This window comes from Endozoicomonas sp. SESOKO4 (assembly GCF_024606275.1).
Map to the genome: position 1 here is coordinate 1 of NZ_JAHHPS010000092.1, position 19311 is coordinate 19311.

General features: G+C 47.5%; 19 protein-coding genes and 3 pseudogenes. 9 read left to right on the top strand and 13 right to left on the bottom strand.

From position 1 onward, the window contains the following. Nucleotides 1-190 precede the first annotated feature (190 nt). Nucleotides 191-397, bottom strand: a pseudogene (locus tag KDK16_RS13440) (transposase); the annotation flags it as partial. 440 nt (nt 398-837) lie between these two features. Between KDK16_RS13440 and KDK16_RS01480 the strand changes: the two are divergent. After that, nucleotides 838-2400 carry a hypothetical protein gene (locus KDK16_RS01480; protein WP_257254829.1) on the top strand — a complete coding sequence of 521 codons (1563 nt, stop codon included), beginning with the start codon at nt 838-840 and terminating at the stop codon, nt 2398-2400. Between the two features lie 67 nt (nt 2401-2467). Then, nucleotides 2468-2698 (top strand): annotated as a pseudogene (locus KDK16_RS01485) (L-serine ammonia-lyase, iron-sulfur-dependent, subunit beta); the annotation flags it as partial. Between the two features lie 47 nt (nt 2699-2745). On the opposite strand, the gene cyoD reads toward KDK16_RS01485, so the two are convergent. The 4 genes from cyoD to KDK16_RS01505 all read right to left on the bottom strand — a co-directional run bounded on the left by cyoD (nt 2746) and on the right by KDK16_RS01505 (nt 6589). Beyond that, complete coding sequence (gene cyoD / locus KDK16_RS01490) at nt 2746-3048, bottom strand: cytochrome o ubiquinol oxidase subunit IV (RefSeq protein WP_257254830.1); 303 nt, start codon at nt 3046-3048, stop codon at nt 2746-2748. A gap of 9 nt (nt 3049-3057) precedes the next feature. Continuing rightward, nucleotides 3058-3648 (bottom strand): cytochrome o ubiquinol oxidase subunit III, encoded by a 591-nt coding sequence (gene cyoC, locus KDK16_RS01495; protein ID WP_257274358.1) that lies wholly within the window; start codon nt 3646-3648, stop codon nt 3058-3060. Nucleotides 3649-3712: 64 nt separating this feature from the next. Next, nucleotides 3713-5692: a cbb3-type cytochrome c oxidase subunit I gene (locus tag KDK16_RS01500; protein ID WP_257254832.1), complete on the bottom strand. Its 1980-nt coding sequence runs from the start codon at nt 5690-5692 to the stop codon at nt 3713-3715. 3 nt (nt 5693-5695) lie between these two features. Next, nucleotides 5696-6589 (bottom strand): COX aromatic rich motif-containing protein, encoded by an 894-nt coding sequence (locus KDK16_RS01505; RefSeq protein WP_257254833.1) that lies wholly within the window; start codon nt 6587-6589, stop codon nt 5696-5698. A gap of 280 nt (nt 6590-6869) precedes the next feature. Between KDK16_RS01505 and KDK16_RS01510 the strand changes: the two genes are divergently transcribed. Continuing rightward, nucleotides 6870-7280: a hypothetical protein gene (locus KDK16_RS01510; protein WP_257254834.1), complete on the top strand. Its 411-nt coding sequence runs from the start codon at nt 6870-6872 to the stop codon at nt 7278-7280. Between the two features lie 46 nt (nt 7281-7326). Here the strand turns inward: KDK16_RS01510 and htpG are convergent, their stop codons facing one another. Beyond that, nucleotides 7327-9237, bottom strand: coding sequence for a molecular chaperone HtpG (gene htpG, locus KDK16_RS01515; protein WP_257254879.1), 1911 nt, complete (start codon nt 9235-9237; stop codon nt 7327-7329). 169 nt (nt 9238-9406) lie between these two features. Beyond that, the gene (locus tag KDK16_RS01520) at nt 9407-10120 is read right to left on the bottom strand and encodes a DUF599 domain-containing protein (protein WP_257254835.1); all 714 of its coding nucleotides are present in this window, start codon (nt 10118-10120) and stop codon (nt 9407-9409) included. A 320-nt stretch (nt 10121-10440) separates the two neighbouring features. Between KDK16_RS01520 and KDK16_RS01525 the strand changes: the two genes are divergently transcribed. Together KDK16_RS01525 and KDK16_RS01530 are read left to right on the top strand one after the other, a co-directional pair. Next, the gene (locus KDK16_RS01525) at nt 10441-10839 is read left to right on the top strand and encodes a hypothetical protein (protein ID WP_257254836.1); all 399 of its coding nucleotides are present in this window, start codon (nt 10441-10443) and stop codon (nt 10837-10839) included. Between the two features lie 60 nt (nt 10840-10899). Then, nucleotides 10900-11676 (top strand): class II glutamine amidotransferase, encoded by a 777-nt coding sequence (locus KDK16_RS01530; RefSeq protein ID WP_257254837.1) that lies wholly within the window; start codon nt 10900-10902, stop codon nt 11674-11676. 42 nt (nt 11677-11718) lie between these two features. Here the strand turns inward: KDK16_RS01530 and KDK16_RS01535 are convergent, their stop codons facing one another. The 3 genes from KDK16_RS01535 to KDK16_RS01545 are packed head-to-tail and all read right to left on the bottom strand — an operon-like array spanning nt 11719 to nt 14172. Beyond that, nucleotides 11719-12768: a potassium channel family protein gene (locus KDK16_RS01535; RefSeq protein WP_257254838.1), complete on the bottom strand. Its 1050-nt coding sequence runs from the start codon at nt 12766-12768 to the stop codon at nt 11719-11721. Between the two features lie 22 nt (nt 12769-12790). Then, the gene (locus KDK16_RS01540) at nt 12791-13240 is read right to left on the bottom strand and encodes an NfeD family protein (protein ID WP_257254839.1); all 450 of its coding nucleotides are present in this window, start codon (nt 13238-13240) and stop codon (nt 12791-12793) included. A 17-nt stretch (nt 13241-13257) separates the two neighbouring features. Next, nucleotides 13258-14172, bottom strand: a complete 915-nt coding sequence (locus tag KDK16_RS01545; protein WP_257254840.1) for an SPFH domain-containing protein — start codon at nt 14170-14172, stop codon at nt 13258-13260. A gap of 217 nt (nt 14173-14389) precedes the next feature. On the opposite strand from KDK16_RS01545, the gene KDK16_RS01550 reads away from it, so the two are divergent. The 4 genes from KDK16_RS01550 to KDK16_RS01565 are packed head-to-tail and all read left to right on the top strand — an operon-like array spanning nt 14390 to nt 17328. Continuing rightward, nucleotides 14390-15226 carry a MoxR family ATPase gene (locus KDK16_RS01550; protein ID WP_257254841.1) on the top strand — a complete coding sequence of 279 codons (837 nt, stop codon included), beginning with the start codon at nt 14390-14392 and terminating at the stop codon, nt 15224-15226. Nucleotides 15227-15235: 9 nt separating this feature from the next. Then, a complete protein-coding gene (locus KDK16_RS01555) occupies nt 15236-16417 on the top strand; it encodes a VWA domain-containing protein (RefSeq protein ID WP_257254842.1) in 1182 nt (393 codons plus the stop codon). 3 nt (nt 16418-16420) lie between these two features. Further along, a complete protein-coding gene (locus tag KDK16_RS01560; RefSeq protein ID WP_257254843.1) occupies nt 16421-16777 on the top strand; it encodes an SH3 domain-containing protein in 357 nt (118 codons plus the stop codon). Nucleotides 16778-16833: 56 nt separating this feature from the next. Further along, entirely contained in the window at nt 16834-17328 is a 495-nt protein-coding gene (locus KDK16_RS01565; RefSeq protein WP_257254844.1) for a class I SAM-dependent methyltransferase, read from the top strand. Nucleotides 17329-17635: 307 nt separating this feature from the next. On the opposite strand, the gene KDK16_RS01570 is transcribed toward KDK16_RS01565, so the two are convergent. The 3 genes and pseudogenes from KDK16_RS01570 to KDK16_RS01580 form a co-directional block, all read right to left on the bottom strand. Next, nucleotides 17636-17932: a 4a-hydroxytetrahydrobiopterin dehydratase gene (locus KDK16_RS01570; RefSeq protein WP_257254845.1), complete on the bottom strand. Its 297-nt coding sequence runs from the start codon at nt 17930-17932 to the stop codon at nt 17636-17638. A 277-nt stretch (nt 17933-18209) separates the two neighbouring features. After that, complete coding sequence (locus tag KDK16_RS01575; protein WP_257254846.1) at nt 18210-18608, bottom strand: hypothetical protein; 399 nt, start codon at nt 18606-18608, stop codon at nt 18210-18212. A gap of 256 nt (nt 18609-18864) precedes the next feature. Beyond that, a pseudogene (locus KDK16_RS01580) lies at nt 18865-19311 on the bottom strand (M20/M25/M40 family metallo-hydrolase); the annotation flags it as partial.

Below are 19311 nucleotides of genomic sequence, written 5' to 3' on the forward strand. Positions count from 1 at the left end.
GAACCGGTCTAAATGGAGTTGCAGTCCACTGCATAACCGCTTTGCTAACTCGCCTCTACAGATTTAATTTCAGATAAAAGCCTTTAAAACCAATAACTTCCGAAATATGACGTTATTTTATGGGAGAACACACCAAATGACAATGCTTTTTTAAACCCCTGCCTGAAAAGATCAAATTCAGTGAAGCCATTTACCAGACTTGCCCCCACTCTACTGACATAAGGTAATGAGGTTCAGGCATTGTCCTTCTTTGCTTGAATACCTTTTTAGCCGCCGGGTGTAGTTTGATTTCCCTTAAGGCATCTTTATAGTTATCCACCGCAAAGCGAATTATTCTTCGCCTGTTCATTTTGTTCACTGTGCACTGATCTTTTAACGGGCAACTTTTGCAGGGAGCTCCCCCGTAAACCCAGCGAGCCCCGGGGGCTGATTATTCGCACTTTCATATCAAGCTTTGTCTCGAAATTGTCCCCTACAGAGGTCGGGACCATATCAAGGATGTATAGAGGGGTTTTTATCTTTGCAGGGCTTGGCCAGGGAACGCTGTTCACTCTTTTTGTACTTCTTGCTGTTTATACTATTCTTGGAGCTGGTCATGCGCCATTGCAGAAGTTTGAAGACAGCATCCGGGAGACCGACCAAGAATAGACTGCTCTGCTGCGGCGACATCAGATTGGTCTAAAAATCCCTCCTAGTTCAGCAAGTTGATCCACGATTCACCTTAACAAGTCGGAATTTTATGCTCAATTTTCTGCCATTCTCGCTACGGGGTCGTCCAATCGGGGGAACCGTTCAGCCTTCCCGATCTCCTATCGCACTTTCCCGGGAGTCGTGTATATGATCAAGCGGCAGCATTATCTGACCAGGTTGATGGCTCCTATACTCCTGTTACAGGCATTGAACATACGGGCTCAGGCTACGACTCAATCCCCAACCACGAACCCCTTTCCAACGGTTTCCTGCCAGTCTCTTACAAAGCAAACGCCGGGAGTTGAGCAGCAGTTAAAACAATACAGCCACCTTGTTCGCAATCGACAGTGCGTTGTTCTCACTCCCAACCCGGATGATGATTTGGACCAGAAGATAAAACAGATTCCTGAGAACACCGTTATACTCTTCTCGTCCGGTACTGTCCAGGCAGTGACACCTTCTCCATCAGCTTCTCCCGTGACGGAAAAAATCCAGGTTAAGTACTTTATTAGAAGAGAAATAGTGTTGAAGGATGGTCAGGATCTTCTTGGCGCTGCTGATGACGGTTTTGAAATCGTTATCATGCTTCACCCAACTTATAATAAAAAATATATGGTCAGGGCTGGAGCCACTGACAACTTCCATTTTAGAAAAACAAAAGACAGCCATATAAGACACATTACTTTCCTGCCAACTGGAACCGGAAATCGCAGGCCAGTTGACACTATTTTATTCGCAGAGTGTTTTAATCGGAGACTGATTTTAGAAAACAACGAGTTCAATCTTCCTAACCAGGCGGCAGTTGACCTTGATTGCAAAGAACCTCTGGATGCGTCGGCTCATCCAATGCGCCCGGGTCCGGGCCTGCGGTTCATCAATAACACGGCCATAGGTACTACTATCAACACGCCGACCAGCGAATACATTCCCGATGAGGTGATAAATATTAACCTTCCTGCCATCAGGAACCAGTCAAAGAGGATTGCTGTTATTGGGAACACTTTCCGGGGCAAAATGGCAAAAGCGGGTGAATTTATGCTTGGGCCCGGAACCAGTATGGATATCTTCAGAAACACGGTCTACATTGCCAGCTCCACATTACTCGGCGCTATTGCCCAACAGGGAGGTTTCGTTCTTATAGGACATAAAGATATTAATGCAGAACTTTCTCGTTATAATCTGGCAGGCAATGAGATCTGGGTAAAAGGAACAGCTATAACCGTCTTTACCCCCCTTAAACTGGCCCTGGCTTGCAATCACCTGCAGGCCGTCATTCCGTGGCAACAATTTAAACAAGAATTCAGTCTGAAAGCCATTCATCCATGGCCACAGGCAGCAGTTGAATGCACAAAATTGATGGGTTCATCCGTTGTCATGCCAAACCTGAATCCAACCGTATTAACAGCAACACCTACCCTCTATACAACCGGTCAGGTCGCGAATATCTGGAGTGCCATCAATGGCTCAACAGCCACTGCCTGTAGTGGACTGGTCAATCTGGAAGGTCTTTTATTCTTTGACTCTGAAGTCTGCTCGTCACTCATTGCAGAGTACGCTCAAGTTGACAAGACGGATTCCAGTTTCATTATGAATTCCAGTACCATTTCGACTTCCAGTACCACCAAGGTTCCCACTTCATCTGCGGGCAAAGCCATAAAGATTACTGGTTTAGGTGTCATAATCACCCTGACTCTATTGTTGCTTCTATAACCTGAATCAGGATAGGACACAGTTTCACTGCAACTATTCTTTTGATCGTTCTCCCGAAATGGCCAACCTCTTGGACTGGGTTACCCTGTTTGCCATGTCCGTCAATGAAGAAAATGCCTGTGTAGGCCGGGTTGTCACTGCACCTAATAATGGTGCAGCCGGTGTTATCCCGGCGGTACTCGCTTATTACACTCGATTCATCTCCCGCAATAATACCCGGGGCATCCGCGACTTTGTTGCTACTGCGGCAGCCATTGGCTCACTGATCAAAATGAATGCTTCTATTTCTGGCGCAGAGGCAGCCTGACGGCAGAAGTAGTAAAACGACTTCTGCCCTCTTTTCACTCACATCATTCTGAAGTTCAGATCAAACAGTATCCATACGGTTCCACCCACCATGATGAATATCAGAACTCCAGCAAAAAAAAGGGCTGTCAGATAGTCCTTGCCCGTATTTTTAAGGCTTATGTTCAAAAAAAAGCGTAAGTGGACCATCACCTGAATCAGAGCACAAATGGCGATAATGGCAAACAGTATTCTTGCCCGGAAAGCCGAAGACCAGACGACCCAGAAAGGAATGGCCGTCAGAATAATCGCCAGAACCAACCCTTTGAGATAGTCCTTCAGGCTATGCTCATGTGCTTGCACGATTGCCTCCTATATGAACACCGGCAGGTAGACCACAGAAAAAATCCCGATCCAGACAATATCCAGGAAGTGCCAGAACAAACCAAGGCGAAACAATCTGGAGCAGACCTGAGGCGTCAGCCCTTTCATGAAGACCTGTAGAGTCATCGTCAGGATACCGATCATGCCAATACTCACATGAATACCATGGGTAGCAACCAGCGTGAAAAATGACGACAAGTAACCACTGGCTTGAGGGCCTGCTCCCTCTTGAATCATTTCTAAAAACTCAACGACTTCGAGAAAGACAAAAGCAACACCAAAAACGATGGTGATGATTAACCATAGTATCACTGATGGTCGTTTTTTATTCATAGCAGCCAACCAGGCAAAACCAAACGTTACACTGGAGATCAACAGACAGGCGGTTTCAAAAAAAACATGTTTGAGATCAAAAAGATGAATGGGTTCAGGACCATTGGCAGTATTTCTGAACATACTGACATAGGTTGCAAACAACAGAGCAAAGATAATCGCATCTGTCATCAGATAGAGCCAGAATCCGAATTCCCGGTTATCAAGGCAGTCTTCACGGTGTTCAGACATAACTTGTCGGAGCATATCCTGATTCATGAGGCTTTCCTTTGGCTTAAGGCTTTCCTCTGGCTGAGGGCTCTTCGTACAATCACAATTTGCCCTGAGACATCAATTGGGCTTTACGTTGACTCTCGATGGCCATGATAGCTTCTGATGTGATGATCTCCTCGCCATAATCATTACAGCTTCTGACGATCAGTGTTGCGATAACACCGATCATGGCGAGAATAGCGAGCCACCATATATACCAGACGAAAGCAAATCCTACTAAAAACCCGAACAGACCAATCAAAACGCCTGCTCCGGTATTAGCGGGCATTATGATGGGTTTGTATTGATCAGGAAAATGATAGGCTTCCCCCTTATTTTTCATCTCCCAAAAGGCATCAACGTTGCTAACGTCTGGAATCACAGCAAAGTTGTAGGGTGCTGCAGGTGAGGAGGTGGCCCACTCAAGGGTTCTCCCATCCCATGGGTCGCCGGTCAGATCCCGGTTTTCGTTACGGTCTCTGATACTGACATAAAACTGCATAAAGACACTGAAAAGGCCAAGCAAGACAAAACATGCGCCGGTAAAGGCCACCAGCAAGAAAGGTTGCCAATCAGGATGAGTATATTGCTCAAGCCTTCTTGGCATACCCAATAACCCAAGGGCATAGAGCGGCATAAAGGCGAGGTAAAAACCGATAAACCAGCAGTAAAACACCACCTTGCCCCAGAACTCATTAAGCTTGAATCCAAAGGCCTTTGGGAACCAGAACTGAGTGCCGGCAAAGTAGCCAAACAAGGCACCGGGTATCAGCATGTTATGAAAATGCGCCACCAAAAAGGTGCTGTTGTGCATCAGGTAGTCTACCGGAGGTATGGCCAGCAATACTCCGGTAATACCTCCTATTACAAAGGTAATAATAAAACCGATGGTAAACAGCATGGCAGGATGAAAAACAATCCGCCCCCTTACCATGGTGAACAGCCAATCAAATATTTTAACACCAGTGGGAACGGCAATAATCATCGTTGCAATACCAAATATGGCATTGACGTTTGGACTGGAGCCCATGGTGAAGAAGTGGTGCAACCATACCGTGAACGACAACAGTCCAATAGCCATGGTGGCGTAGACCAAAGAGCGGTAGCCAAACAGCCTTTTCTTGGAAAATACCGCCGTTACTTCAGAATAAACACCAAACGCTGGCAGAATCAGAATATAAACTTCAGGGTGTCCCCAGATCCAGATGAGGTTGGCAAAGTTCATCATATTGCCACCCAGCTCATTGGTAAAAAAGTGCATCCCTAACGTCCGGTCCAGCCCAAGCAGAGCCGCCACCACCGTCAGCGCAGGAAAAGCAAATGCCATCAGGATACTGGTGCAAAAGGCGGTCCAGACAAACAACGGCATTTGCATCAGTTCCATGCCGGGAGCCCGACATTTCAAAATGGTCGTTATGAAATTGATGCCGGTCATGGTGCTGCCCACACCACTGACCAGCAGTGCCCAGATCCAGTAATCCACCCCAACACCCGGACTGAAGCCAATGCCTGAATAAGGCGGATACCCAGTCCAACCCGCCGTTGAGAATTTGCCCAGTACCAAAGAAATCCCCACCAGTCCGGCCCCTGCAGCAGTCAGCCACAAACTGACTGAATTCATAAAGGGAAAGGCCACATCTCTGGCACCCAGCTGCTGGGGAACGACGACATTAATCAGGCCGGTAAGAAATGGCATAGCCATAAAAAAGATCATGATGGTGCCATGAGTTGTAAAAATCTGCTCAAAATGCTCTGGCGGTAAATACCCTTCATTGTTGAGAGCAATAGCTTGCTGGGTTCGCATCATGATGGCTTCAATAACACCCCGGACAAGCATAACCAGCGACAGCAGAATGTACATAATGCCGATCCGCTTATGATCAACACTGGTCAGCCATTCTTCCCATAAGTAGCGCCATTTGCCAGCCCAAGTCACGATCAGAGCCGTCAAAAGCACAGCCATCACGGTAACAAGAGCACCTCCCACAGCGATCCAGCTGTAGAGTGGCAGTGCGTCAATGGTCAGTCTACCCAACATGGTTTACTCCAGACTTCTGGGCTTTTGCAGGGGCAAGGCACCACTGGCTCCGGTGTATTTAGCAATGATTTGACGGAACAACTCCGGTTCAACCCAGGAGTAATATTCCACCGGGTGTTTTCTCTCAGGTTTGAGCAGCTTCTGATAACTGATCGAATCCAGTCGTTTATTGGCTTTTTTGACCTTATCGAGCCATTGCGAAAAGTCGCCTTCAGACAGTGATTGGACCTCAAACACCATATGGGGAAAGCCACGACCGCTGAACTGGGTATTTCTTCCAGAAAAACGACCTGGTTCGTAGGCCCTGAGATTCAGGTAGGTAGTCATTCCGGCCATGGCATAAATCTGACCACCCAAGGCTGGAATTATAAACGACGTCATGACGGTGTCTGATGTAATTTCAATATTCAGCGGCCTCTCACTGGGAAAAGCCAGCTCATTGACTACCGCTACCTGCTGATCCGGGTAGATAAAAAGCCACTTCCAGTTCTGTGCTATAGCCTGAACCCTGAACGCTTTTTCACCAGTGACCAGAGGCTTGTAGGGGTCGAGTCGGTAAGTGTATATGACAACAAGAATACTGATCGCAACGACAATGACCAGCGGACCGGCCCAAATAAACACTTCTACAAAAATGGACTTGTGCCAATCTGGCTGATAGGCCCCCTTACCCTTGGCTCGATAACGCCAGCATGACCAGAAAGTAATCAGGTAAACGGGCAGCAAAGTAAATAGCATGATGGCTGTGGCCAAGAGCAACAAATCCCGTTCAGTTTCTGAAACCGGCCCTTTTGGATAAAGAATGGGAGAAGACTGCATACTGCAGCCCGACAACACAAGAAGTGCTAACAGAATCGCCAGCCATTCTGACAATAAAACATTACGACAGGATTTCATGAATGAATGCCACTGTCACAGGGGAACTGACCAGAAAAACCTGTATCAGACTCAATACAGCGTAGATCAAAACTCGGAAAGATGAACTGAACTTGAAGTAATTTAGCGAAGTCAGCCTTAATACTTACGACTATAACCGTATATTTTAGCTGGGTTATCTAAATGTTTAACCGGCATAATGATAACCAACTGGTTATCTGAACTAACGGAACAGCATCAAAACAGCGTTAAACAGCTCTATAATCAAATAGGAATTAAAACGAACAGGGAGGTATCGTTTATGAAAGTAGAAGGTCAACCCACCGGAAGGCTGCATCCTGAGACTAACAACTTTCAACAACCCGTCAGAGGGCATTTCCAAAGTCGTAATGTTGAACTGATGCCGAGCCTGGGCAGCCTGCTTTATCAACTAGCTGAGTTTTTTGAGGACGTAGCCATGGAGTTCAAGCCCGTCAGCGACTACCTTTGTCAGGTGCTCACGCTTAAGAACTTCATGAGATCCGCCAGCGATCTCAGGTACGAGGCAAATCAGGCCAGCATTGATTTTAAACGGAAGAAAACGGACTCAAGATCTGAGCGCGTTAAATTGACGGTGAGAAAAGAGGTGAATGAGCTGAAGCACGGCTTGAAAAACGGCTTGTTGGATATCAGAGAGGACTTAAAGGCAGCATTGAAAAAACTGACCAAGTAACAGTCAGGAGCCGGAACTTACATAAAGTTCCGGCTCCAACACTGTCTTAGCCCGCCATTTCCAGCAGCAGCTTGTTCAAACGCTGAACGTAGCTGGCCGGATCATCCAGCTGGCCGCCCGCAGCCAGGTTAGCCTGATCGAAGACCACACGACACAGGTCAGTAAAACGATCTTCATCAGCTTCCTGATCAAGACGGCTAATCAGAGGATGCTCCGGATTGATTTCAAAGATAGGCTTGGATTCAGGCATGGCCTGACCAGCAGCTTCCATGATCTTTCGCATCTGGGCGCCCATATCATGCTCACCCACGACGAGACAGGCGGGTGAATCCGTCAGACGGTGCGTTACACGCACTTCTTCAACCTGATCCACCAGAGCATCCTTGATACGCTTAAGCAGGTCTTCCTTCTCTTTGGCGCTTTCTTCCAGGGCTTTCTTGTCGCCTTCGTCGTCCAGCTGACCCAGATCCAGATCACCACGGGCAATGTCAGCAAACTGTTTGCTATCAAACTCGTTCAGGTGGGACATCAGCCACTCATCTACACGATCGCTCAACAACAGAACTTCGATCCCCTTCTTCCTGAAGACTTCAAGGTGAGGACTGTTAGCTGCAGCATTGTGGGTTTCGGCAGTAATGTAGTAGATCTTGTCCTGACCTTCCTTCATCCGGGAAACGTAACCTTCCAGCGACTGATCCTGCTCTACACCCTTGCTCTCAGTGGACGCAAAACGCAGCAGTTTGGCAACTTTCTCACGGTTAGCGAAGTCTTCAGCAGGACCTTCTTTCAGAACCTGGCCAAACTCTTTCCAAAACTCTGCATACTGCTCTTCTTCTTTTTTGGCCATTTTTTCCAGCATGTCCAGAACACGCTTGGTCAATGCCCCTTTCATACTGTCTACAGCCGGGTCTTTCTGAAGGATTTCACGGGATACGTTCAAAGACAGATCATTAGAATCCACCACACCCTTGATAAAGCGCAGGTACATGGGCAGGAACTCATCAGCCTGATCCATGATGAAAACGCGCTGAACGTAGAGTTTCAGCCCTTTCTGCATGTCACGGTTATACAGATCGAAGGGGGCCTTGGCAGGAATGAACAGCAGGCTGTTGTATTCCAGCTTGCCTTCAACACGGTTATGACTCCACTTCATGGGATCAGCAAAGTCATGGCTGATATGTTTGTAGAACTCTTTGTACTCGTCTTCAGAAATATCGGAACGGGAACGGGTCCACAGGGCCTTGGCAGTATTCACCGTTTCCCACTCAGGCGCCTGGTCTTCCTGCTTTTCTTCTTCTGAAGACATATCCTGCTTGACCATCAGAATCGGCATGGAGATATGGTCAGAATACTTGCGGATAATGTTGCGCAGACGCCAGCCGTCGGCAAATTCTTCAGCATCCTCTTTCAGGTGCAGGATGATGGAGGTACCACGCTTCTCCTTGCTGATGCCTTCAACGGTGAATTCACCAGAACCATCAGATACCCAACGAACGGCTTCTTTAGCAGATGCATCGGCCTTGCGGGTTTCTACAGTCACCTTATCCGCAACAATAAAAGCAGAGTAGAAACCGACACCGAACTGACCAATCAGCTGTGAGTCTTTCTTTTGGTCACCGGTCAGTTGTTTCAGGAAATCAGCGGTGCCGGACTTGGCAATGGTGCCCAGGTGAGCAATGACATCTTCACGGTTCATACCAATGCCGTTGTCAGCAATGGTGATGGTCTTGTCTTCCTGGTCAAAATCCACACGGATATCCAGGTTAGGATCGCTCTCCAGTAAGCCATCGTTATGCAATGCTTCAAAGCGCAGTTTATCAGCAGCATCTGAAGCGTTGGAGACCAACTCCCGTAAAAAGATTTCGCGGTTGGAATACAGGGAGTGGATCATGAGGTGAAGAAGTTGCTTGACCTCGGTTTGGAAACCCAGTGTTTCTTTTTTAGCTTCGACAGTCATTTGACCCTCTACATTGTTTTCTGGCAGAGGCCAGCGTTCAGAACAGTTATTCTGAGCGCTCAGCCTGATCATAAATTACTTTGAAATTAATGTGGGGACAGGTTTTTTGATTTCAAGACAGAATTATGGATTTTTTTGAATATTAATCTAAGTCCCTGCTCCTTTTCGTTTACGACTCCTTTTCGTTGACGGACAGCGCATCGAGCACTTTGGAATGGAACTCCCTACGATAGAGAATGACCACCACCATAACCGTACTGATAACAAAAAGAGACGGGTGAATAAACCAGGACAGTGTGGCCAAAGAGAAATAGTAGGCACGCAAACCATAGTTAAAGTGGTTGGCCGCCAGCGTCATAATAAAACCCGCCTTGTCCGCAAATACTTTCTGTTCCGTTTTATTACCACTGATATCCTGCATCAGGGGAGCACTCCCCATGAGAACACAAGTAAAGTTGTATAGTCTGAGACTCCATGTGAACTCGAAAAAGGTGTATACGAATATAATCAGCATCACCAATACCTTGAGTTCCCATAGCTCACGGGTATTGGTCGACACAAAAGGCATACTCGACAGAACACCTACAGCTTCTTCTGATGCTGCAATGCCGGTGACCAGACCCGCCATGACCAGAATACTGGTGGAAGCAAAGAAGCTGACAGATGCCCGAAGACTCGCGAGAAGACTCGCATCGGCTATTCGATTATCCCTGCCAAGCAATCGGTACATCCAGTCCCTTCTGTAGAGTGCCAGCACGCTGGCCAGGCAGGACGTCGCTTGTCCTTTGCGATAGGCAAAAACGGTATACCCTACCCAGAGTAAAATCAGCGAGAGGAGAGCCAGCCAGTCAAACCAGGAGGCAATCCCAGATAGATTGACCATAGTGTCCATCCTGTTGGGTTATTGTTGTCATTCGATAAGACAGTTTGTCTAATGCATCCCGATGGTCATGACAGCGAAATCAACACCAGCCTCTGGCCCGGAAAAGATCAAAATGCCGAAAACATATGTTAAAGTGGCCTCAACTTGAGACTCTATGACTGCTTCGGGCTCAGCGTTCACTGGTTAACACCAGCATTAATATAGACTAATGTTTCAGTTTTATCGGCCGGCACCTCAGGATCAACCACCTGAATTTTTCTTATCGGCTTTTTTCATTCCAGCTTGGGCTTTACCCGGTGCCATCGCCAATAGGAGAAAGGATGACAAGTTCACAATTTATACTAGGCTGGGCAGCCTACCTGGCAGGTGCAACGGGTTGTCTGGTGTCCCTGATTATGATTACGGGAAGACTGCCGGTCCGCTTCAGGCGTTTATTATGTTTAACAACCGCCGTCCTGCTTTATACACCCTGGTGGTTAACCAGAGGTTCCGATCTGCTTTCTCCTGCACTGTTGACGATGGTATACGATGGCATGACCCACGGCTTTGAAACCATGACCAGAGCAGGACTGATCACTGCGATCACCGCTGGGTCGGCGGCTCTGGTTGCCATTATTCTGCCGGTAAAAAAAACAGGTAAAGACAAGAAAACAAATGAACAAGCACCAGAGCCTTCTGGCAACCGGAAACAATCCAAAAGGCAGGAACCCACCTGTTGATCAAATTTCGTGCCCCCTGGGACGGAAAGTGCGAAGAAACAATAAGAACGGACCGTTGAAATGTGTGAACTGCTGGGCATGAGTGCCAATACACCAACCGATATCTGCTTCAGTTTCAGTGGTTTGATGCAGAGAGGTGGACGCACCGGTCCCCACAGTGATGGCTGGGGTATCGTCTTTTATGAGGGAGCGGGGGTCCGTGAATTTCGAGACCCCCATCCCAGCTGTAAGTCAGAAATTGCCAGGCTGGTCAGGAATTATCCGATCAAGAGCGATATTGTGATCAGCCATATCCGTCAGGCGAATGCCGGACGGGTTGCTCTGGAAAACACCCACCCTTTTACCCGGGAGTTCTGGGGACGAAACTGGACCTTTGCTCATAATGGCCAGCTTAAAGGCATCAAGAAAAAACCGCTTTGCTATTACCGTCCCGTAGGCACCACTGACAGCGAATATGCCTTTTGTTGGCTAATGTGCAAGCTCAGGGAACGCTTTCCCAGCCCCCCTGCCCGGGCTGCAACACTGCATCGCTATATCCACAAGCTGGCACTGGAACTAAGAGAGCTGGGAGTGTTCAATATGTTGTTAACGGATTCAAAACACCTTTATTGTTTCTGCTCAACCAAACTAAGCTGGATCACCCGGAAGGCGCCTTTTGAAAAAGCGACTTTGAAGGATGATACGTTGAGTGTTGATTTTAAGCAGGTGACAACAAAAAACGATGTTGTCACCGTAGTCGCCACCGAACCCCTGACCACCAACGAGAACTGGAACATTATGAAATCCGGAGAGTTCATTGCGTTCCGGAAAGGCCAGGTTCATTACCACCATGAGTGAATCAATGACCCGGATCTCCCCATCACGGATACGGATAGGGATTTATTCATGAATATCGCTCCAGCGAACTTCTCCGGAGCGAATTCTCTGTGCCGACATGTAATACACCAGTTGACCTGCCCTGACTCGCTGTTCACCATTGGGGTTAAGAACCAGATCATCACCGGTAGCCGTTTCAGCGACTCCCAGAACAATAGCTTCATGCTGTTTCTTCATAAATTCCAGCAATCGATTGAAACTCACTCCACCAAAGTCTTCAGGGACTTTAACACTGTATTGTGTCGGACCAATCAGTGTTGACAGCAACTGTCCTTGGATGCGAGATGAACCAGGGTCCTGGGCTGATCGCACCAGCATTTCCATGGAAACACTGGTATGGCATTCCACTTGCGGACAATGGGACTTGAGCAGTTTTACCATATGTTCCCGTTCGAACCAGGCCACGATATGGGCGGATTTGGTCAGTGCCGTCACGGTCAGACAACTAGTCAGTGTCTTGTCATCGTTGGAACGGTAGATGATGACCCGGTCGGCGGCGGTCACTCCTGCCCGGCTGAGCAGCTCATAATCACTCAAACTCTTACCCTGAATGAACAACACCTGATCAGGAAAAGGGTTATCCATTTCTTCTGTGGCACAGAGTACCACCTTACGGTCTTCTCTGCGGATATCCCCAAAAATTAGTTTAATCATTTTGGCTGTCCTTTCGGGATGCCAGCCCAGAATCACGATATGCCCGGTCAATGTTGAATAATCGCCTTTCCCCTTCATGTCCTTTCTCCATAGTTCAACAAAAAATGAAGACAGTTTGCCGAGAAAACCGGCAAAAACCACTAAGCCGCCCGGCATGACCAAGAGTGAAGCAACCATTTTTCCGCCCGATGTCTGTGGGCTGAAATCACCATAACCCACCGTAGTCGCCGTTGTCACAAAATAATAAAACCAGGTCTCCGGAGCACTCAGTTCGGCTTCTCCGGACAGAAACATTAACAACCAGCTGCCAAGAAATAGCAGTAGCAAAAGAACAAGCAGAGCTAGCCAGCTCAACTTCATCAGATTCTGACTAATAAAATGCAGGCTTGTCTTCAGCATTCCCAATGCCTGTCCTCCATGTTCAGCTACGTCTATCGATCAGAAGTGTCATCCCCTCTGTGCCGGTGACGATCACTGAGCAGCCTTTCTCAAGATCTCCGGGCGCTTTCACGGACCAAAGGGTATCACCTATCCGGATCTTCCCTTGTCCGCCTGGCAGGTCATTTTCCAGAACCAGCACCCGACCGATCAATTGGGCAGAACGCTGGTTCAGCTGAGGGTAATCACTTTTTTCATTCACCCGGCGGAAAAACTTCCAGTAAGCCACTGTAAAGACCAGGCTGCCCAGTGCAAACCAGACCAACTGCCAGGCCCAGCTTGTTTCAGGTAGCTGCCATACTATCGCTGCCAATAATAAAGCCGCTGCAGCACTGCCCAGAAGGAAGCCACCTGCCCCAAGAGCTTCCAGCCCCAGGCACAGAAACATAACGATCAGCCAGTGCCAGGGTTGAAGAGTGTTCAGAAAGTTCATTGATCAATCAGATCCTCTCAGGGTGTTTTCTTCAAGTCGTCCACGAGTTCTTTAATACCCGCCAGCGAACCAATCACATTACCAGCTTCAAGCGGCATCATGATGGTCTTGCTGTTCTCCGCAGCAGCAACAGATTGCAATGCATCCACGTATTTTTGCGCAACAAAATAATTAATAGCCCGGGCGTCCCCGTTAGTAATAGCCTGGGAAACCACCTCAGTTGCCCGTGCTTCCGCCTCCGCCAGTCTTTCTCTGGCTTCAGCTTCTCTCTTGGCTGCTTCCAGTTCTCCTTCTGCTTGCAGAATCTGAGCCTGCTTTTCACCCTCTGCGACCTTAATAGCAGCTTCCCGGCTGCCCTCTGCTTCGAGTATTTGAGCCCTTTTCTCACGCTCCGCTTTCATCTGGCGAGCCATCGACTCCACAAGATCACCCGGAGGAGCAATATCCCGAATCTCGATTCGAGTCACTTTCACCCCCCAGGGACTGGTGGCTTCATCAACCTTGACCAGCAGCATGTTGTTGATACGGTCACGGTTGGACAGCATCTCATCCAGTTCCATAGACCCGAGAACAGCACGAATGTTTGTCATCACCAGATTTTGCATCGCCCGATAGAGTTCATTGACCTCATAGGACGCACGAACGGCATCCTGCACCTGGTAAAAGCAAACGGCGTCTGTCGTTACCTGAGCATTATCGGAAGAGATAATTTCCTGTGAAGGTATATCAAGAACCTGCTCCATCATATTGATTTTCTTACCAACCCTATCAACGATAGGCACTATGACGTGCAGACCGGGAGAAAGTGTTCGGGTGTACTTACCGAAACGTTCTACAGTGTAATGAAAGCCCTGTGGAACCATTCTGACACCAGTACCAATCAGCACAGCGATCAGAACTACCAGTGCAATGGCTGTAAACTCAAAACCCATTTAGTCGCTCCTTCACCTGAAAAGTATGATCAATCCAGCAAACAGTCTGACAGAAAAAATCAGCAATGTCCTAAATCTGTCGTTCTCTCAAAGGACAGAGAGATCCTTGATCGATGCCATCGCCGATCAGACAAAATATAAAATAAGTATTCACAGCAGCTACAAACCTCGTTAGAGTGCTGACAGAACTCTAACATCAAGAAATCCGATTGTGATCATGAAATTCGATTCTACCGACAGTTATATCGCAACCAGTGAACTGAAAACCGCTGTGAATGCCGCCATTGCCCTGCAACGTCCTCTGCTGATCAAGGGCGAACCCGGAACCGGAAAAACCATGCTCGCAGAAGAAGTGGCAGAATCCCTGGGAAAACGACTGCTGCAATGGAACATCAAGTCTACCACCAAGGCTCAACAGGGATTGTATGAATACGATGCGGTTTCGAGACTGCGTGACTCCCAGCTGGGTGATGAAAAAGTACACGACATCAGTAATTACATTGTCAAAGGTAAATTGTGGGAAGCCTTTGAAGCCAATGAACAGGTGGTTCTGCTCATTGATGAAATCGACAAGGCTGATATTGAGTTTCCCAACGATCTGCTTCAGGAACTCGATAAGATGGAGTTCTTTGTTTACGAGACCCGAAAAACCGTCAAGGCCCGACAACGCCCCATCGTGATCATCACCAGTAACAATGAAAAAGAACTGCCGGATGCGTTTCTGAGACGTTGTTTCTTCCACTATATCCGCTTCCCTGATCCGGGCACCATGAAGCAGATTGTCGATGTTCACTTCCCCACTCTGAAGCAAGGTCTGGTTTCCGAAGCTCTGCAGATGTTCTTTGAATTAAGGGATATCCCCGGCCTGAAGAAAAAACCTTCTACCTCTGAGCTAATTGACTGGCTCAAGTTACTTAACTCTGACGACATACCTGCCGATGTACTCAGAAACCGTGACACTCGCAGCGCTATACCACCACTCTATGGAGCTCTGGTTAAAAACGAACAGGATGTTCAACTACTGGAACGACTCGCCTTTATGACCCGTCGATAAGGTGAACCGATGCTGACTCACTTTTTCGATACAGTTCGCGCCTTTGGTGTCCCGGCCAGTACCCGGGAATATCTTGACCTGCTCAGGGCGATGCAGGCCCATGTGGTGTTTGCGGATACCGAAGCTTTCTATCAACTGTCCAGGGCCATACTGGTAAAGGATGAACGTCACTATGATCGCTTCGATAAAGCCTGCAAAGCTTTTTTCGACGGTATCGAGAGTGTTGAAGACTTGCTTGAAGCCACCATACCGGAAGAGTGGCTCAGAAAAGAATTCATCAATCAACTCAGCGAAGAAGAGCGGGAAAAACTCAAGGCCCTTGGCAGTCTTGAAGAACTAATGGAGACACTGAAGAAGCGTCTGCAAGAGCAAAAAGAACGTCATGCCGGGGGGAATAAATGGATAGGTACCGGCGGCACCTCCCCTTTTGGTGCTTACGGCAACAACCCAATGGGGGTTCGCATAGGGCAACACGAGAGCAGAAACCAGAGCGCCACCAAAGTCTGGGACAAACGGGAGTTTCAGAATCTGGATGACGACGAAAGACTGGGCAATCGCAATATGAAAATGGCGCTGCGCAGGCTCAGAAAGTTTGCACGACAGGGTGTTCCTGATCAGCTGGACCTTGAAGCTACCATTCGATCCACGGCTAATAAAGGGTTGCTGGACATTAAAATGGTTCCGCAAAGACGCAATTCAGCAAAAGTACTGCTTTTTATGGACATCGGTGGTTCGATGGATGCTCACGTCAAAGACTGTGAAGCTCTGTTTGCCTGTGCCCGCTCTGAATTCAAGCATATGGAGTTTTTCTACTTCCATAACTATCTCTATGAGTGGGTCTGGAAAAACAACGTTCGTCGACAAACTGAAAAGACCGAAATTTGGGACATCGTTCATCGCTTTGGCAAAGACTACAAAGTAATTTTTGTGGGTGATGCCCAGATGTCACCCTATGAAATCACCTCACCAGGCGGGAGCGTTGAACACTGGAATGATGAACCGGGGCACAACTGGATGCAGCGTGTTCTGGATCATTTTGACAACGCTATCTGGTTGAACCCGATCAATAAAGACAGCTGGCCTTTCACCCATTCTACAAAGATCATCCATGAACAGTTCGAGGGCAGAATGTTTCCTCTGACGATCAAGGGTCTGGAAGAGGGTATGAAAGAACTGTCCTCTAAAAGCTGAGCTATGAAAACAGTCAAGGTTATTGAAGATTATAAGGCATGCTACCCAGACCCAGTGACTTTCAGTAAAGGCGACCATTTGACCTTGGGTAAAAGTGATAATGAATTTCCCGGATGGATCTGGGTCACTGCCACCTCAGGTAAAGAGGGTTGGGCTCCCTTGCCCCTGATAAGACGTTTGAACCAGAAACAGGGAATGGCTCTGGAAGACTACACAGCGAGAGAGCTCAGTGTGAGCATGGGAGAAGACTTGATAATCGTTCGCGAGATTAATGCTTGGGCCTGGGTAGAAAACCAACAGAAACAAATGGGCTGGGTGCCAATTTCCAAATTCGCTGAAGGCAGTCACGAAAGTGGTTAATACACTATTTGCAACACCTGAAAACAGTCAATGCCCACTGTGCAATACCATACCCCATGACCTTGCCAGATAAACATAGAGACTATTTCAGGTGCTCTGAGTACTCACATATCATCCAGCGCGGGGGCTGGACTTTGGCTGCGGGCCCGGGCCCCACACTTTCTTTGATTATGGCTGAAGCCGGTTGGCCTATGGCTTTGTATGATCTCGTGTTCCCGGATGAGAGAGTTTTGGAGAAAACATACGACCTTATTACGGCGACTGAAGTCATAGAGCACATCCATCAACCCGCTGCCTGGCTGTCCAAACTCTGGAGTATGATCAAGCCCGGTGAAATACTGGCATTCATGACCAAACTGATGATTGATAAGGAAGCCTTTTCCCGATGGCAATACAAGAATGAACCTACCTATGCCTGTTATTACTCAGAAGAAACTTTTCAATACCTTGTTGAACGATCGCAGGTAGTGTTTAGTTTTGAAGCTCGGGATGTTGCCTTTTTCTACAAATCAATTCATTTAATACAGTTAGTACCTCAATATCAGGGATAGCATCTTTTCTTGACAGAGAACAAGATTAGCCCTTTGCTGACAACGCGAGGCTGAATCAAAAATTCAGAGGCATTAACGGCTTTTTTGTTATTGTCTGATACGGGCTACTCGATTCATACAACAATTCCCTGTGCATGGCGCTTACGCTCCAATCCAAGCCTGCAAGAATAGCTCAAAATGCTCATCGTCGTAATGCTGAACATGACATTCAACAGAAGCGGTGTCAGGTAGCTATTAGTTAAAGACCATCTCCGGCGATTATAAAGCACGTCAATGTTTCTGGTTCAAGCTGTCTATCCAGAAGTACTTATAACCGGATATCGTCCGATATCTGTTTGACCTGCAAAAGCTCGAATAATCGGTCCGTTTCCTGGGCAAGATGGCGATCTCTGGCCAATACTCCTGAACCTTCATCAGACTCATGAGTACCCCATGCAACCGTTACTTTGCCCCACTCAACCACCATTCTCGGATGATGCACGTAGGATTCCGCCAGTCCAGCAACGGCGTTTAGAAAACAGAGAGACCTTGAATATTTTTTGAAGGTATAGGATTTCTCAAGGTGATCAATGCCTTCGTACTGACACAATGACCAGTTACTCATAAATTGCCCTCTTGATGGTTTATTGTTCAACCGAATGCTCATGGCGAAAAAGCACACTGATGATAAAACGGAGTTTATAGTGCTAACCACAGAAGAATAAATGAATTTTGGACTTTGATCGAATCCTCTACGGAAGGAAATGACAACCGTATGAGTAAATGTGGGAACCAGCAAGGGCTATACAGTATATATCTGTTCAAGACATAACTGCCTTATGGCGTGTGAGCCTCATATCCATACGCTGCACAGCCTGCTGCAACTAATAAAGAGCCTTTTATCAAGCCTCTTCGCTTTCTTCCTGATCAACCTTTTCAGCCTGGAGCTGTTCCAGTTCCTGCTTACTGGCATTGAGCTGCTGAGTGAGCTGCTTTTGCTTGGTTTTCAGTGTCCCATTCTCTGTGGTCAGAGTTCGATTCTGCTCCTGCAGACGTTTGATCTGTTTCTTCATGCGATCAGGATTGCTGGCTCGCAGCGTTTTCAGCTCGTTATCAGCGCTCTTGACTTGCTTATTCAGCTTTTCAGCCTTCTGCTCAGCCGCATCAAGACGTGACTTCAGCTGAGTCACTTCTTTATCGTGCTGATCAGTGATTTCAAGGAGAGCTTGCAGGCGCTGTTGCTCAATAACGTCCAGTTCTTCATTTTTAAAGAAACGGCCTCCCGCGCTCAGGGTACCCATATTAATTACCTACCTCCGGAAAGAGTTTGAAGTGATGACAATAGGAAGCAGCCCTTGCCAGCGCAGGGCATCCACACATGTATGGGGAATATTTGATAATGAGATCAATTGTTCTTCATTCAATGGCTGGCAAAAGCAGACTGACTTTAGACGGGGGCAAGTTTATTACACTTACCCCTCATAGGAAAGAGCAATCTACACAATTTTTTACAATACTGCCAGTTTATTTGCTCATTCTGATGGCATTATGGGTCAATCAGGCCTCTGGCACGGCTTCCAGTGTTTTTATCAGGTAGTTCCAGAAATTTTCAACCGCCGGAATATGGACTTTTTCGTCCGGTGAATGAGGAAACCGAATGGTTGGACCAAATGAAATCATATCCCAGTTTGGATAGGCACTGCCCAGCAGTCCACACTCCAGGCCAGCATGAATTACTTTAATCTCAGGCTCGTAGCCGAAAAGCTGCTCATGAATGTCCACCATAGTTTTCAAAATAGCGGATTCGTTATTAGGCTTCCATCCCGGGTAAGCCCCCTGCTTTTTGACTTCAGCCCCCATTAACCGGTATAAACCGGCAATGCTCTCGGCATGTTCTTCCCTGGCACTGTCAATCAGGCTTCGCACCATATTTTCAACGGTAATCTGGCCATCTTTTATCTTGATGATCGCCAGATTATTTGACGTTTCCACCACACCTTCCAC

What these genes read in the sequence shown, in the direction of transcription:
- KDK16_RS01480 (WP_257254829.1), top strand. Translation starts at nt 838, where the DNA reads ATGATCAAGCGGCAGCATTATCTGACCAGGTTGATGGCTCCTATACTC.
- cyoC (WP_257274358.1), bottom strand. Translation starts at nt 3,648, where the DNA reads ATGCTCCGACAAGTTATGTCTGAACACCGTGAAGACTGCCTTGATAAC.
- KDK16_RS01500 (WP_257254832.1), bottom strand. Translation starts at nt 5,692, where the DNA reads ATGTTGGGTAGACTGACCATTGACGCACTGCCACTCTACAGCTGGATC.
- KDK16_RS01505 (WP_257254833.1), bottom strand. Translation starts at nt 6,589, where the DNA reads ATGAAATCCTGTCGTAATGTTTTATTGTCAGAATGGCTGGCGATTCTG.
- KDK16_RS01510 (WP_257254834.1), top strand. Translation starts at nt 6,870, where the DNA reads ATGAAAGTAGAAGGTCAACCCACCGGAAGGCTGCATCCTGAGACTAAC.
- htpG (WP_257254879.1), bottom strand. Translation starts at nt 9,237, where the DNA reads ATGACTGTCGAAGCTAAAAAAGAAACACTGGGTTTCCAAACCGAGGTC.
- KDK16_RS01520 (WP_257254835.1), bottom strand. Translation starts at nt 10,120, where the DNA reads ATGGTCAATCTATCTGGGATTGCCTCCTGGTTTGACTGGCTGGCTCTC.
- KDK16_RS01525 (WP_257254836.1), top strand. Translation starts at nt 10,441, where the DNA reads ATGACAAGTTCACAATTTATACTAGGCTGGGCAGCCTACCTGGCAGGT.
- KDK16_RS01530 (WP_257254837.1), top strand. Translation starts at nt 10,900, where the DNA reads ATGTGTGAACTGCTGGGCATGAGTGCCAATACACCAACCGATATCTGC.
- KDK16_RS01535 (WP_257254838.1), bottom strand. Translation starts at nt 12,768, where the DNA reads ATGCTGAAGACAAGCCTGCATTTTATTAGTCAGAATCTGATGAAGTTG.
- KDK16_RS01540 (WP_257254839.1), bottom strand. Translation starts at nt 13,240, where the DNA reads ATGAACTTTCTGAACACTCTTCAACCCTGGCACTGGCTGATCGTTATG.
- KDK16_RS01545 (WP_257254840.1), bottom strand. Translation starts at nt 14,172, where the DNA reads ATGGGTTTTGAGTTTACAGCCATTGCACTGGTAGTTCTGATCGCTGTG.
- KDK16_RS01550 (WP_257254841.1), top strand. Translation starts at nt 14,390, where the DNA reads ATGAAATTCGATTCTACCGACAGTTATATCGCAACCAGTGAACTGAAA.
- KDK16_RS01555 (WP_257254842.1), top strand. Translation starts at nt 15,236, where the DNA reads ATGCTGACTCACTTTTTCGATACAGTTCGCGCCTTTGGTGTCCCGGCC.
- KDK16_RS01560 (WP_257254843.1), top strand. Translation starts at nt 16,421, where the DNA reads ATGAAAACAGTCAAGGTTATTGAAGATTATAAGGCATGCTACCCAGAC.
- KDK16_RS01565 (WP_257254844.1), top strand. Translation starts at nt 16,834, where the DNA reads ATGACCTTGCCAGATAAACATAGAGACTATTTCAGGTGCTCTGAGTAC.
- KDK16_RS01570 (WP_257254845.1), bottom strand. Translation starts at nt 17,932, where the DNA reads ATGAGTAACTGGTCATTGTGTCAGTACGAAGGCATTGATCACCTTGAG.
- KDK16_RS01575 (WP_257254846.1), bottom strand. Translation starts at nt 18,608, where the DNA reads ATGGGTACCCTGAGCGCGGGAGGCCGTTTCTTTAAAAATGAAGAACTG.